This is a genomic window from Franconibacter pulveris (assembly GCF_056780215.1).
The window spans coordinates 290,555-303,478 of the sequence record NZ_CM165555.1 but is presented as its reverse complement, the minus strand read 5'-3'; the positions used below and the strand labels follow the sequence as shown (position 1 = coordinate 303,478).

The following is a 12,924-nucleotide window of genomic DNA, read 5'->3' as shown; positions in this document are numbered from 1 at the left end:
AATGAAAGTATTAGTGATTGGCAACGGCGGGCGCGAGCATGCGCTGGCCTGGAAAGCCGCGCAGTCGCCGAAGGTGGAAACGGTATTTGTCGCGCCGGGCAATGCTGGCACCGCGCTTGAGCCGACGTTGCAGAATGTCGCTATCAGCGCGACCGATATTCCGGCGCTGCTGAGCTTTGCGCAGAATGAGAAAATCGATCTTACTATTGTCGGCCCGGAAGCGCCGCTGGTAATTGGCGTTGTGGATGCCTTTCGTGAAGCCGGCCTGATGATTTTCGGCCCGACTAAAGGCGCAGCGCAGCTTGAAGGTTCAAAAGCGTTCACCAAGGACTTCCTGGCGCGTCATCACATCCCGACGGCGGAGTATCAGAACTTCACCGATATTGAGCCAGCGTTAGCTTATATCCGCAAACAAGGCGCGCCGATTGTTATCAAAGCCGACGGTCTGGCGGCCGGCAAAGGCGTAATTGTCGCCATGACGCTGGAAGAAGCGGAAGCGGCGGCGAAAGATATGCTGGCAGGCAACGCGTTTGGCGATGCGGGCCACCGTATTGTGGTGGAAGAGTTTCTCGACGGCGAAGAAGCCAGCTTTATCGTGATGGTGGACGGCGAGCATGTTGAGCCAATGGCCACCAGCCAGGATCATAAACGCGTGGGCGACGGCGACACCGGCCCGAATACCGGCGGCATGGGCGCATACTCCCCGGCGCCGGTTGTTACTGATGAAGTCTTCCAGCGCGCCATGGACCGCGTGATATGGCCTACCGTGCGCGGCATGGCGGCGGAAGGCAACACCTATACTGGCTTCCTGTATGCCGGTCTGATGATCGACAAACAGGGCAACCCGAAGGTGATTGAATTCAACTGCCGCTTCGGCGATCCGGAAACGCAGCCTATCATGTTGCGCCTGCAGTCTGATCTTGTGGATCTGTGTCTGGCCGCCTGCGAAGGCAAGCTCGATACCGTGCAATCGCAATGGGATCCGCGTCCTTCTCTTGGCGTGGTGATGGCGGCGGGCGGTTATCCGGGCGACTACCGCACCGGCGACGTTATTCATGGCCTGCCGCTGGAAGAGATTGCCAACGGCGACGGCAAAGTTTTCCACGCCGGCACGACGCTGCGTGAAGACGAGCAGGTGGTTACCAGCGGCGGACGCGTGCTCTGCGTAACGGCGCTTGGCGACAGCGTGGCGCAGGCGCAGCAGCGCGCTTATAAGCTGATGGCGGATATTCACTGGGACGGTTGTTTCAGCCGCCAGGATATCGGCTATCGCGCTATTGCTCGCGAGCGGCAAAAATAATAAACGCAGGCGTAAATAAAAAGCGGCGGGTTATCCCGCCGCTTTTTTTATCTTTGTCAGAAGCTGTCAGCTTTTGGCTGCCAGCGACAGTAATCCTGATTGGCCACCAGCAGAAGCTGCGCGCCATCCGGCGATTCCAGCCAGGCCACGCTAACGTCAAGAGAGGAGCGACTCTGGCGGCGTTCAATATGGCTTAGCGCCAGGGCGTCAAGCTCTGGCTTTACCGTTTGCCCTTCACACGTCGTCACCGTGCGGTTGGCATGCCAACGGCCCTGACGCAGCACCACTCGTCCAGCGCGAAGCGCATTACTGATATTATGCAGTTGCTCTGCGCGGTACTGATAAAGCGCTATCTGGTCGCTTGAGAGCTGCTGTTTCTGACCATTTACCTCGCGCTGCATAAAGCTCAGGTTGCCGCGGTCGTCGAAGCGGGCCTTAATGCTTTCCGGCGGCTTGCCGTAAACGTTGATTTCAATAGAAGAGAGCTGGTCGCCCTGCCAGCGGTAGTCGCTGGTTGACGTGTCGCCACTGCGCCAGGGGCTGAAGGCAGTAAAAAGATGAACCGTATCGCCGCTGTCTTTACGCCAGATTCGCACCGCGCCCTGGTCGGCCGCATAGCCGCTGGCGGTAAAAGCAGGAAGCGAATCGTCATGGCTACAGGCGCTCAGCAGCAATGCGCCTGCAAGCGCCCAGAGCGGACGGCGGATAAACAAAAGGGGCGATATCGCCCCTCTGTTAAAACTGTTCACTGCCATGCGCAATCTTATTTGATAGCGTCTTTCAGTGCTTTACCAGAAACAAACGCCGGCACGTTAGCTGCGGCGATTTTGATTTCTTTACCGGTCTGCGGGTTGCGGCCAGTACGCTCAGCGCGGTGGTTCACTTTGAAGGTTCCGAAACCAACCAGTTGTACAGCATCACCTTCTTTCAGAGACTCAGTAATCGCAGCCAGAGTGGATTCCAGAGCAGCTTTCGCTTGCGCTTTAGACAGGTCAGCCTTGTCCGCAATTACATCAATCAGTTGAGTCTTGTTCATAAGTTATCCTTACAATGTGTTTATCGCTTGCTAAGCATCGAGTGCGACGGAAATGCCTGAAAAGCACTCTCCTGCATACACGCACCGATAGCCACTTTTTTTCGCCTCCCAAATGTAGACCAGACGGGGGGCTAATTGGAAGCCTTCAGGTGAGACAAAACAGGTCGTAAATCACGTTTTGTTGTCTCATTGCTGCAAATTTATACCGATATTACTGACGCCATCTTCGCGCAGGTCGCTGCGCAGCCCCTTGATTAGCTCAACATCCCGCTCTTCGCAGGCGGCGAGCAGACGGAAAATTTCCCACTGAATATCCCATTCCTGCTCTACCGCCGGGTTAGCTTTCAGCTCATCATCGGTCATTTCGCGGCCAGCCTGAGTCATCTCCAGCATCGCTACGGTGGTGATTGAGGTTTTGCTGACTTCGATAGCGTGCTCCAGCGTTTCGCCGCTCAGGCGGGAGTGAAGCAGCTCGCTCAGCGCCACGCAGGCGTCAATCGCCGGGTATACGCCATAGATATCGTAGTCATCGGCGGACGGGATAGCTTCTTCCAGCTTTTCAAGCTGGCTGTCGAAGTTGACCTTCGCGTCCTTCACCGTCAGCGTCTCCCAGATAAGGTCGAGGATACGACGGTACACCGCCGCATCGCCAAAGCCGGTTTGCTGACAAAACATGGCGTAGTTGGGGTACATACGCTCGCAGAGCGACGCCATAAAAGTCACATGCTGCCAGCTTTCCAGCTTCTCCAGGCGCAGGTGAATGGGGTTTTGTAACATAGTGGTCTCTCACGAACCGAAAATTAGCCGCAGTTTACCTCAATCACCCCTGAATTTCTTGCCAACGTACAAAGGCCGGACGTCCGGAAGCCACCGCATCGGCCCAGCGCGTCGGCTCCGGCAAACGGTAGCCCTTCGTGCAGCGCTGCACCCAGCCCAGCGCGGTATCCAGACCGACACGATGACCGGTGGAGACAAAGAGCGGGTTGCAGCGGTTTTTGCTGCGCCAGACCCAGGCGAGCTGCTCGCCTTTGTCCATGAGCGGCGCCACCGCGCCCGGCTCGTCGGAGAGCGGTTCGAACTTGCCGCAAAGCCGCTTTTTGGCGACGCCAATGGTCGGCACGTCCACCAGCATGCCGAAGTGGCTGGCGACGCCCAGCCGACGAGGGTGGGAAATACCGTGCCCATCGACAAAAAGCAGGTCGGGTTTACGTGAAAGTTTTTCCCACGCCGCCAGCAGCGCAGGATATTCGCGAAAAGAGAGAAAGCCGGGAATGTAAGGCATCGTGGTGGCGATGCGCGCCACCTGATACTCCACCAGCTCAAGGGAGGGATACTTAAGCAGAACCATCGCAGCGCGGGTCACTTCGCCGCCCTGCTCAAAACCCACATCCGCGCCGCCGATAAAAGCGGGCGTCTCGGTTATCAGGCGATCCTCACGGACCACCTTAGAAGCCAGTTCCAGTTGTTGTGCGCGCAGCGCTGCAAGATCCATTTCTTCTCCTTACTGATGATAAGGCGCAGACAGCCGATGCACCGCCTCCACGAACGCGCCTGCATGCTCTGGCGGCACATCCTGATGAATGCCATGCCCGAGGTTGAACACATGGCCTTCGCCCTTGCCGAAACCAGCAAGTATAGTCGCCACTTCCTCTTCAATGCGGGCGGGCGGCGCATAAAGCATCGACGGATCCATATTGCCCTGCAACGCCACTTTGTCACCCACCCGGCGGCGGGCGTCGGCGATATCGGTCGTCCAGTCGAGACCCAGCGCGTCGCAGCCCGTTTCCGCCATCGCTTCCAGCCACTGGCCGCCGCCTTTGGTGAAAAGCGTCACCGGCACCCGGCGGCCTTCATTCTCGCGCAGCAGGCCATCGACGATTTTATGCATATAGTAGAGCGAGAACTGCTGGTAATCGCGGCCAGTCAGCACGCCGCCCCAGGTATCGAAAATCATGACCGACTGCGCGCCCGCGCGGATTTGCGCGTTCAGGTAGAGCGTGACGCTTTGCGCAAGCTTGTCGAGCAGCGCGTGCAGCGTCATCGGCTCGGCATACATCATCTTTTTAATCTGCGTGAAAGCCTTGCTGCTGCCGCCTTCCACCATATAAGTGGCGAGCGTCCAGGGACTGCCGGAGAAACCGATCAGCGGCACTTCGCCCTTCAGCTCCCGGCGGATAGTGCGCACCGCGTTCATTACGTAACCCAGCTCCTGCTCCGGGTCCGGCACCGGCAGCTTATCCACATCCGCTTTGCCGGTAATGGGCGAGGTAAAGCGCGGGCCTTCGCCAGCTTCGAAATAGAGCCCGAGGCCCATCGCATCGGGAATGGTCAGAATGTCCGAAAAGAGGATCGCCGCATCAAGCGGATAACGGCGCAGCGGCTGCAGCGTCACTTCACAAGCAAGCTCGGCGTTTTTACACAGCGACATAAAGTCGCCCGCCTGGGCCCGGGTGGCTTTGTACTCCGGCAAATAACGCCCCGCCTGTCTCATCATCCACACCGGAGTGACATCCACAGGCTGGCGCAGCAGCGCGCGCAGGTAACGATCGTTTTTCAGTTCGGTCATTTTTATCTTTCCTTAAGAGGCAGGCCGGTAGTTTACCACGTCATTCATACTCTGCCCGGCACTGCGCGACCGTATCTTCGATTAACCGGCGCGCCACGGTGCCTGGCGGCGGCAACAACGGCAGCTGGTCGTAGCGATACCAGCCTGCATCCAGCAGCTCTTTCGGGTCGATTTTGATGTCGCCGCTGTCATAATCCGCCACAAAAGCGGTCATCAGCGACTGCGGGAACGGCCAGGGCTGCGAAGTTACATAGCGCAGGTTTTTCACGCGAATGCTGCTCTCCTCCATCACTTCACGCGCCACCGCCTGCTCCAGCGTCTCCCCTACTTCCACAAAACCGGCCAGCACGGTGTAAACGCCGTTGCGGTGGCGGGTGTGCTGGGCGAGCAAGATTTTATCTTCGCGGCGAATGGCGACGATGATGCAGGGCGCGATTTGCGGGTAGTAGCGCTCGTGGCAATGGCCGCACAGCATCGCCCACTCGCTTTTACTGTTATGCATCGTGTGCCCGCAGTAGCCGCAAAACTTATGCGAGCGGAAGAACTCCGCCAGCTGCACGCCGCGTCCGGCAAGCTGAAACAGCCCGACATCCTGATCCATAAGCTGGCGCACCGAGCCCATCTCCTGACGCCGGTTCTGGTTCACCAGCCAGACGGGTTCATCCTGCCACTCGCCAATCTGGCGGGCCGGCACGCCGACCAGGTCTAATGTCTGGGCGTTGCCGTACGGTAATTCGCCATGCGGCAACCATAATTTCTGTTCATGGCTGACTATCCACCAGCCATGGTCTAACTTTTCTATAGGACGTTCCATAACGTATTGCACTACCTCTGCTTCACTGGCATGTTGGTAACATTGTTTTTACAAATTTTGGGTCTTTTGGCGTTTTAATCTTATAACTCACGGAGTCAATCATGCTAAACCAGCTGAAAAGTCTGACAGAACGCGTTGGGGGCAGTAACGAGCTCGTTGATAGCTGGCTTAATGCTCGCAACAATCTGTTAGTCGCTTATTACAATGTGGTTGGTATCAAGCCTGGCAAGGAATCGCTGACGGCGCTGGATGAAAAAGCGCTGGATGATTTTTGTCACAGCCTGGTGGACTATCTCTCCGCCGGTCACTTCAGTATTTATGAACGCATTATCAGCGAAATGGAAGGCACCAGCCCGCTGCTGGCCGCTACGCAAATCTATCCGCAGCTGGAAGCCAATACCCAGGAAATCATGGCGTACTACGACAGCAACCTGGAAAACGCTATCGATCACGACAACTGCATCGAGTTCCAGCAGGCTCTCTCCGGTATCGGCGAGGCGCTGGCGACGCGCTTTATTTATGAAGATCAGCTTATCATGCTGGCTTTCGATAATAATCTCGGCAGCAGCGCGAACGATGAAGCGGCGCTTGCGCGTCCGGCTTGAGTTTCGCTGTATTAACGAGTAGTTTACAACCAGCCCCGTTCGTTTAGCGGGGTTTTATCTTGTCGGAGTGCCCAGTACATCAGTACGGGCTGAGACCGTTAATTCGGGATCCGCGGAACCTGATCAGGTTAATACCTGCGAAGGGAACAAGAGTAAATCAGCTGTACAGGCGCCTTTCCGGGCGCTCCTGTCTGTTACTCCTTCCGTCGTCTGACAAGCCACTCCTGAAACTTAACTGGAATGCGCTATGTCTGTACCAACCAAACCCAATCGCCGCGAACAGCGCGCGCAAGCACAGCAGTTTATCGAGACGCTCGAAGGCACCGCCTTCCCCAACTCAACGCGTATTTACCTCACCGGCAGCCGCGACGATATCCGCGTCCCGATGCGCGAGATTGCGCTTAGCCCTACGCTCATCGGCGGCAGCAAAGAAAACCCGCAGTATGAAGCAAACGAGCCGGTGCCCGTTTATGACACGTCCGGCCCCTATGGCGACCCGTCCATTACCATCGATGTGCATCAGGGCCTGGCGAAGCTGCGCCAGCCGTGGATTGCCGCGCGTAACGACGCAGAGGCGCTCACCGGCCGCAGTTCAGCCTATACCCGTGAGCGGCTGGCGGACGACAACCTGGACGAATTGCGCTTTACCGGCCTGCTTACGCCGCTGCGCGCGAAGCCCGGCAAGCGAGTCACGCAACTGCACTATGCACGCCAGGGCATCGTCACGCCGGAAATGGAGTTTATCGCCATCCGTGAAAACATGGGCCGCGAGCGCATCCGCGGCGAAGTGCTGCGCCAGCAGCATCCGGGCGAAGGATTTGGCGCAACGCTGCCTGCAAACATTACGCCGGAGTTTGTGCGCGACGAAGTGGCCGCCGGCCGCGCTATCATTCCCGCCAACATTAACCACCCGGAAGCCGAGCCGATGATTATCGGGCGAAACTTCCTTGTGAAAGTGAACGCTAACATCGGCAACTCGGCGGTCACGTCGTCGATTGAAGAAGAGGTGGAAAAGCTGGTCTGGGCCACCCGCTGGGGCGCGGATACGGTGATGGACCTTTCTACCGGTCGTTATATTCATGAAACCCGGGAATGGATTTTACGTAACAGCCCGGTCCCCATCGGTACGGTGCCAATTTACCAGGCGCTGGAGAAAGTGAACGGCATCGCCGAAGACCTGACCTGGGAGATGTTCCGCGATACGCTGCTGGAGCAGGCGGAACAGGGCGTTGATTACTTCACCATTCACGCCGGCGTGCTGCTGCGCTATGTGCCGATGACCGCGAAACGCCTGACCGGTATCGTCTCACGCGGCGGCTCGATCATGGCGAAATGGTGCCTTTCTCACCACCAGGAAAACTTCCTCTACGAACACTTCCGCGAAATCTGCGAAATTTGCGCCGCCTATGATGTTTCGCTCTCGCTTGGCGACGGCCTGCGCCCCGGCTCTATTCAGGACGCCAATGACGAAGCGCAGTTCGCCGAGCTGCATACGCTGGGCGAGCTGACGAAAATCGCCTGGGAATATGACGTGCAGGTGATGATTGAAGGCCCGGGGCATGTGCCGATGCAGATGATCCGCCGCAACATGACCGAAGAGCTGGAGCACTGCCATGAAGCGCCCTTCTACACGCTGGGGCCGCTCACGACCGACATCGCGCCGGGTTACGATCATTTCACGTCCGGTATTGGCGCGGCGATGATTGGCTGGTTCGGCTGCGCCATGCTCTGTTATGTCACGCCGAAAGAGCATCTCGGCCTGCCGAATAAAGACGATGTGAAGCAGGGGCTTATCACTTATAAAATCGCCGCCCACGCCGCCGACCTCGCTAAAGGCCATCCCGGCGCGCAAATTCGTGATAACGCCATGTCGAAAGCGCGCTTCGAATTCCGCTGGGAAGACCAGTTCAACCTGGCGCTCGACCCGTTCACCGCCCGCGCTTACCACGACGAAACGCTGCCGCAGGAGTCAGGGAAAGTGGCGCACTTCTGCTCTATGTGCGGCCCCAAATTCTGCTCGATGAAAATCACCCAGGAAGTGCGCGATTACGCGGCGAAGCAGGAAATTGCCTCGGGTATGAACGACATGTCTAACGCCTTTCGCGCTAAAGGCGGCGAGATATACCTGCGCAAGGAGGAGGCATAATGTACCGGCCCGATTTTCCCTCTACGCCCTTTCGCCTGGGACTCTATCCGGTGGTAGACAGCGTGGAGTGGATTGAGCGTCTGCTGGACGCGGGCGTGCGCACGATTCAGCTACGCATTAAGGATAAAACTGACGATGCCGTTGAAGCGGATGTTATCGCCGCTATCGCCCTTGGTAAGCGCCATGCCGCCCGTTTGTTTATCAACGATTACTGGCGGCTGGCGATAAAGCACCAGGCTTACGGCGTGCATCTTGGGCAGGAGGATCTGGAAACGACCGACCTCGCCGCCATCCGTCAGGCCGGGCTGCGGCTTGGCGTCTCTACCCATGACGATATGGAAATCGACGTGGCGCTGGCGGTTCGCCCTTCTTATATCGCGCTCGGTCATGTTTTTCCGACGCAGACTAAACAGATGCCCTCTGCGCCGCAGGGATTACAACAGCTGGCGGCACACGTAAAACGGCTTGGCGACTACCCGACGGTGGCGATTGGCGGCATCAGCCTTGCGCGTGCGCCTGCGGTGCTGGAAACCGGCGTCGGCAGCGTGGCGGTGGTAAGCGCTATCACTCAGGCTGAAGACTGGCGTAAGGCAACGGCGCAGTTGCTGGCGTTGGCGGGGGCGGGCGATGAATGACGCAGACTTCATGCGCTACAGCCGCCAGATCCTGCTGGAGGAGGTAGGCCTTGCGGGCCAGCAGCGGCTGCTCTCCAGCCGGGTATTAATCGTCGGCCTGGGAGGTTTAGGCTCGCCAGCTGCGCTCTATCTCGCTGGCGCAGGCGTCGGCGCGTTGTGGCTGGCGGATGACGATACGGTGCATATCAGCAACCTTCAGCGCCAGATCCTGTTTACCAGCAAAGAGATCGATCGACCAAAAGCGCAGGCGGCGCAGCGTCGGCTCGGAGAGCTGAACCCGCATCTGCGGATTCAGGCAGTGAAGCAGAGACTGGCAGGCGACGCGCTGCGTGAAGCGGTTTCGCAGGTCGATCTGGTGCTGGATTGCAGCGACAACATGGCCACGCGCCAGGCGGTAAATGCCGCCTGCGTGACGCTTAAGAAACCGCTTATTACCGCCAGCGCCGTCGGCTTTGGCGGACAGCTTGCGGTCTTCACACCCCCTTTCGCGCATGGCTGCTACCGCTGTCTTTGGCCACAGGAGAGCGAGCCTGAGCGCAACTGCCGCAATGCAGGCATTCTCGGCCCGGTGGTCGGCATGATGGGCGCGTTGCAAGCGCTGGAAGCCATAAAACTGCTGTGCGGTATGGAAACGGAGCGGAATTCGCTACGCCTTTTTGATGGCCGCAGTCTGCAATGGCGCACGCTGGCTTTGCAGCGGGCCGAAAGTTGTCCAGCGTGTGGAGGGCGACATGCGCATTGTGCTTAATGATGAGTCCATGCAGTGCGGCGATAACCTTAACGCGCTTCAGTTGCTCTCGCAGCTGAATCTCGATAAGCCCGGCACCGCGCTGGCTGTCAACCAGACTATTGTGCCGCGCGAGCGGTGGCCGCATCACGTTTTGCAGGAAGGCGACAGCCTCCTGCTGTTTCAGGTTATCGCCGGAGGTTGAGATGCTACGTATTGCAGATAAAACTTTTACTTCCCGCCTTTTTACCGGCACAGGCAAATTCGCCTCGGCTGACATCATGGCGGCGGCCATTCGCGAAAGCGGCAGCGAGCTTGTAACGCTTGCGATGAAGCGCGTGGATTTGCGAAGCCGCAATGACGGCATCCTGGCGCCGCTGCAGGCGGCAGGCGTATCGCTTCTGCCGAACACGTCGGGCGCAAAAACCGCCGAAGAGGCGATTTTCGCCGCTCAGCTGGCGCGCGAAGCGTTGGGCACCCACTGGGTAAAACTGGAGATTCATCCGGATGCCCGTTACCTGCTGCCGGACCCGATTGAAACGCTGAAAGCGGCGGAAAAGCTGGTGGCGATGGGCTTTGTGGTCCTGCCCTACTGCGGCGCCGACCCGGTGCTGTGTAAACGGCTTGAAGAAGCGGGCTGCGCGGCGGTGATGCCTCTTGGCGCGCCGATCGGCTCAAACCAGGGGCTGCAAACCCGCGCGCTGCTGGAAATCATCATTGAACAGGCTACGGTGCCTGTCGTTGTGGATGCCGGCATCGGCGTACCGAGCCATGCCGCTGAAGCGCTGGAGATGGGGGCCGCTGCGGTGCTGGTGAATACCGCTATCGCTGTAGCGAACGATCCGGTGCAGATGGCCCGCGCCTTTCGCCTGGCGGTAGAGGCTGGCGAGCTTGCCGCCCAGGCTGGAGCCGGGGCGCGTTACCGACAGGCGCAGCCTTCCAGCCCGCTTACTGACTTCTTGCGATACAGCGAGGTGGAGCAATGAAGGGGTTCACAGAACGCTGGCGCGAACTGGACTGGCATGACATTCAGTTGCGCATTAACAGTAAATCCGCCCGTGATGTCGAACGGGCGCTGGCCGCTCCGCGCCTCTCCCGCGAAGATATGATGGCCCTGCTCTCCCCCGCCGCCAGCGCTTATCTTGAGCCGCTGGCGCAGCGGGCGCAGCGCCTCACCCGTCAGCGCTTCGGCAATACGGTCAGCTTTTACGTTCCGCTTTATCTCTCTAATCTGTGCGCCAACGACTGCACCTATTGTGGTTTTTCAATGAGTAATCGCATTAAGCGTAAGACGCTGGATGCGGAGGAGATTGCGCGCGAATGCGAGGCTATCCGGTCGATGGGATTCGATAATCTGTTGCTGGTGACCGGCGAACATCAGACGAAAGTCGGCATGGATTATTTTCGTCGCCATCTGCCTGACATCCGCCGCCGCTTCGCCTCATTACAGATGGAAGTGCAACCGCTCTCGCAGGAGGAGTATGCCGAGCTGAAAACGCTGGGGCTGGATGGCGTGCTGGTTTATCAGGAAACCTATAATGAGACGGTTTACGCCCGCCATCACCTGCGCGGCAACAAGCAGGATTTTTTCTGGCGGCTGGAAACGCCGGATCGGCTGGGCCGCGCGGGTATTGATAAAATCGGCCTCGGCGCGTTGATTGGGCTCTCCGATAGCTGGCGCGCCGATTGCTTTATGGTGGCGGAGCATCTGCTCTGGCTGCAACAGCATTACTGGCAGAGCCGCTATTCTGTTGCCTTCCCTCGCCTTCGCCCCTGCGCTGGCGGTATTGAACCCGCGTCGTTAATGGATGAACGGCAGCTGGTACAGGTTATCTGCGCCTTTCGCCTGTTCGCGCCGGAGGTGGAGCTTTCGCTCTCTACGCGGGAATCGCCCTGGTTTCGCGATCGCGTGATTCCGCTCGCCATCAACAACGTTAGCGCCTTTTCGAAAACGCAGCCTGGCGGGTATGCGGACGACCATCCGGAGCTGGAGCAGTTCGCGCCTCATGATGGCCGCCGCCCTGACGAAGTCGCCCAGGCGCTGGCTAAGGCCGGGTTACAGCCGGTCTGGAAAGACTGGGACAGCTACTTGGGAAGAGCTTCGCAAAACAGTTGTAACTGATGTCGCCAGCGCGATAAAAGCGCCGCGTTACCTCGTAAGACGAAAGCGCGGCCATTGAGCCGTTTTTACGTCGCCGGTAGGCTGGCTCTGCTGGTGAAGACCAGCCGGGGCGGTCTTTTTACTCTCTCTTCCGCCCCGCCTCTCAGGAGGGACCAGAGACCAAATTGCAAAACTGTAACCGGTTTCAGTTTTTTGAGCTTTCTTTTGTGATGCCTTACGCACAATCGCACCAAAGCGGTTGTTGCTCTTTCAAACGATGGATAATTATCAATTATCAACCTGACACAGAGAGCGGACTATGAAGAACATCGTTTTATGCTGTGCTGCGGGCATGTCCACCAGCATGCTGGTTCAACGCATGAAAGACGCGGCGCAAAAGAAAGGGGTGGAAGTTTCTGTCAAAGCAGTGCCCGTTGCAGAATTTAAAGAGAACCTTGAAGGCGCGGATATTATTTTGCTGGGACCGCAGGTGAAGTATGAGCAGGCTAAGCTGCAGGCTATTGCCGAGCCGCTGGGCAAAAAGGTCGCGGTTATCGACATGATGGATTACGGCATGATGAAAGGCGATGCCGTACTGGATAAAGCGCTTAAGATGCTGGAGTGAAGCCATGGAAGACTTAGAAAACATCATCATGGAGTTACTGGTTAATGCGGGCGCTGCGCGCAGCCAGGCGCTGAGCGCGCTTCAACTGGCGCGCAAAGGCGATTTCGCCGGCGCCGAGCAGGCGATGGAAGAGTCACGAGAATTTGTTAAGCACGCCCACAAAATTCAGACCCAGCTTATCGGGCTGGATGAAGGGAGCGGCAAGCTGCCGGTTAATCTTATTACCGTTCACTCTCAGGACCACCTGATGAATGCGATGGTCATTCAGGATTTGGCCGAGGATATGATTGAGCTTTATCGAAGATTGCCGCTGGTAAACTAGATTTCAACGCCGTCGTCAGACGGCGTTTTTCTCTCTTATATTCGCCC

Annotated in this window: 16 protein-coding genes and 1 riboswitch; of the genes, 10 read left to right on the top strand and 6 right to left on the bottom strand. The window is 58.0% G+C overall.

All coding sequences use genetic code 11. The annotated features are described in order from the left end of the window. Position 1 precedes the first annotated feature (1 nt). Entirely contained in the window at positions 2-1,300 is a 1,299-nt protein-coding gene (gene purD / locus ACU4F7_RS01535) for a phosphoribosylamine--glycine ligase (RefSeq protein ID WP_481637893.1), read from the top strand. A 56-nt stretch (positions 1,301-1,356) separates the two neighbouring features. Here the strand turns inward: purD and ACU4F7_RS01530 are convergent, their stop codons facing one another. From ACU4F7_RS01530 to nudC, 6 genes are all read right to left on the bottom strand, one after another. Then, positions 1,357-2,055 carry a DUF1481 domain-containing protein gene (locus ACU4F7_RS01530; protein WP_481637892.1) on the bottom strand — a complete coding sequence of 233 codons (699 nt, stop codon included), beginning with the start codon at positions 2,053-2,055 and terminating at the stop codon, positions 1,357-1,359. 8 nt (positions 2,056-2,063) lie between these two features. Continuing rightward, positions 2,064-2,336: a nucleoid-associated protein HU-alpha gene (hupA, locus tag ACU4F7_RS01525; RefSeq protein WP_024553522.1), complete on the bottom strand. Its 273-nt coding sequence runs from the start codon at positions 2,334-2,336 to the stop codon at positions 2,064-2,066. A 186-nt stretch (positions 2,337-2,522) separates the two neighbouring features. Beyond that, positions 2,523-3,113: a YjaG family protein gene (locus ACU4F7_RS01520; RefSeq protein WP_024558451.1), complete on the bottom strand. Its 591-nt coding sequence runs from the start codon at positions 3,111-3,113 to the stop codon at positions 2,523-2,525. Between the two features lie 43 nt (positions 3,114-3,156). Then, positions 3,157-3,828: a deoxyribonuclease V gene (nfi, locus tag ACU4F7_RS01515; protein WP_029590707.1), complete on the bottom strand. Its 672-nt coding sequence runs from the start codon at positions 3,826-3,828 to the stop codon at positions 3,157-3,159. Between the two features lie 9 nt (positions 3,829-3,837). Next, on the bottom strand, positions 3,838-4,902 hold the full coding sequence (gene hemE, locus ACU4F7_RS01510) for a uroporphyrinogen decarboxylase (RefSeq protein ID WP_481637891.1): 1,065 nt from the start codon (positions 4,900-4,902) through the stop codon (positions 3,838-3,840). A gap of 40 nt (positions 4,903-4,942) precedes the next feature. Further along, positions 4,943-5,716: an NAD(+) diphosphatase gene (gene nudC / locus ACU4F7_RS01505; protein ID WP_481637890.1), complete on the bottom strand. Its 774-nt coding sequence runs from the start codon at positions 5,714-5,716 to the stop codon at positions 4,943-4,945. A 101-nt stretch (positions 5,717-5,817) separates the two neighbouring features. On the opposite strand from nudC, the gene ACU4F7_RS01500 reads away from it, so the two are divergent. The 9 genes from ACU4F7_RS01500 (at position 5,818) to ACU4F7_RS01460 (ending at position 12,877) form a co-directional block, all read left to right on the top strand. Then, on the top strand, positions 5,818-6,321 hold the full coding sequence (locus ACU4F7_RS01500) for an Rsd/AlgQ family anti-sigma factor (protein ID WP_029590710.1): 504 nt from the start codon (positions 5,818-5,820) through the stop codon (positions 6,319-6,321). Between the two features lie 53 nt (positions 6,322-6,374). Continuing rightward, positions 6,375-6,484: riboswitch (TPP riboswitch) on the top strand. A gap of 84 nt (positions 6,485-6,568) precedes the next feature. Continuing rightward, complete coding sequence (gene thiC, locus ACU4F7_RS01495; RefSeq protein ID WP_029590711.1) at positions 6,569-8,467, top strand: phosphomethylpyrimidine synthase ThiC; 1,899 nt, start codon at positions 6,569-6,571, stop codon at positions 8,465-8,467. Further along, positions 8,467-9,102, top strand: coding sequence for a thiamine phosphate synthase (gene thiE / locus ACU4F7_RS01490; protein ID WP_481637889.1), 636 nt, complete (start codon positions 8,467-8,469; stop codon positions 9,100-9,102). The genes thiC and thiE overlap by 1 nt, the downstream gene beginning before the upstream one ends. After that, positions 9,095-9,850 (top strand): HesA/MoeB/ThiF family protein, encoded by a 756-nt coding sequence (locus tag ACU4F7_RS01485; protein ID WP_481637888.1) that lies wholly within the window; start codon positions 9,095-9,097, stop codon positions 9,848-9,850. The genes thiE and ACU4F7_RS01485 overlap by 8 nt, the downstream gene beginning before the upstream one ends. Next, positions 9,834-10,034, top strand: a complete 201-nt coding sequence (thiS, locus tag ACU4F7_RS01480; protein WP_481637887.1) for a sulfur carrier protein ThiS — start codon at positions 9,834-9,836, stop codon at positions 10,032-10,034. Before ACU4F7_RS01485 ends, thiS begins: the two co-directional genes overlap by 17 nt. Position 10,035: 1 nt before the next feature. Then, positions 10,036-10,815: a thiazole synthase gene (gene thiG, locus ACU4F7_RS01475; RefSeq protein ID WP_029590715.1), complete on the top strand. Its 780-nt coding sequence runs from the start codon at positions 10,036-10,038 to the stop codon at positions 10,813-10,815. Then, complete coding sequence (thiH, locus tag ACU4F7_RS01470) at positions 10,812-11,951, top strand: 2-iminoacetate synthase ThiH (protein ID WP_481637886.1); 1,140 nt, start codon at positions 10,812-10,814, stop codon at positions 11,949-11,951. The genes thiG and thiH overlap by 4 nt, the downstream gene beginning before the upstream one ends. Before the next feature lie 298 nt (positions 11,952-12,249). Further along, positions 12,250-12,555 carry a PTS sugar transporter subunit IIB gene (locus ACU4F7_RS01465; protein ID WP_024558462.1) on the top strand — a complete coding sequence of 102 codons (306 nt, stop codon included), beginning with the start codon at positions 12,250-12,252 and terminating at the stop codon, positions 12,553-12,555. A 4-nt stretch (positions 12,556-12,559) separates the two neighbouring features. Further along, the gene (locus tag ACU4F7_RS01460) at positions 12,560-12,877 is read left to right on the top strand and encodes a PTS lactose/cellobiose transporter subunit IIA (protein ID WP_024553534.1); all 318 of its coding nucleotides are present in this window, start codon (positions 12,560-12,562) and stop codon (positions 12,875-12,877) included. The last annotated feature ends 47 nt before the right edge of the window (positions 12,878-12,924 follow it).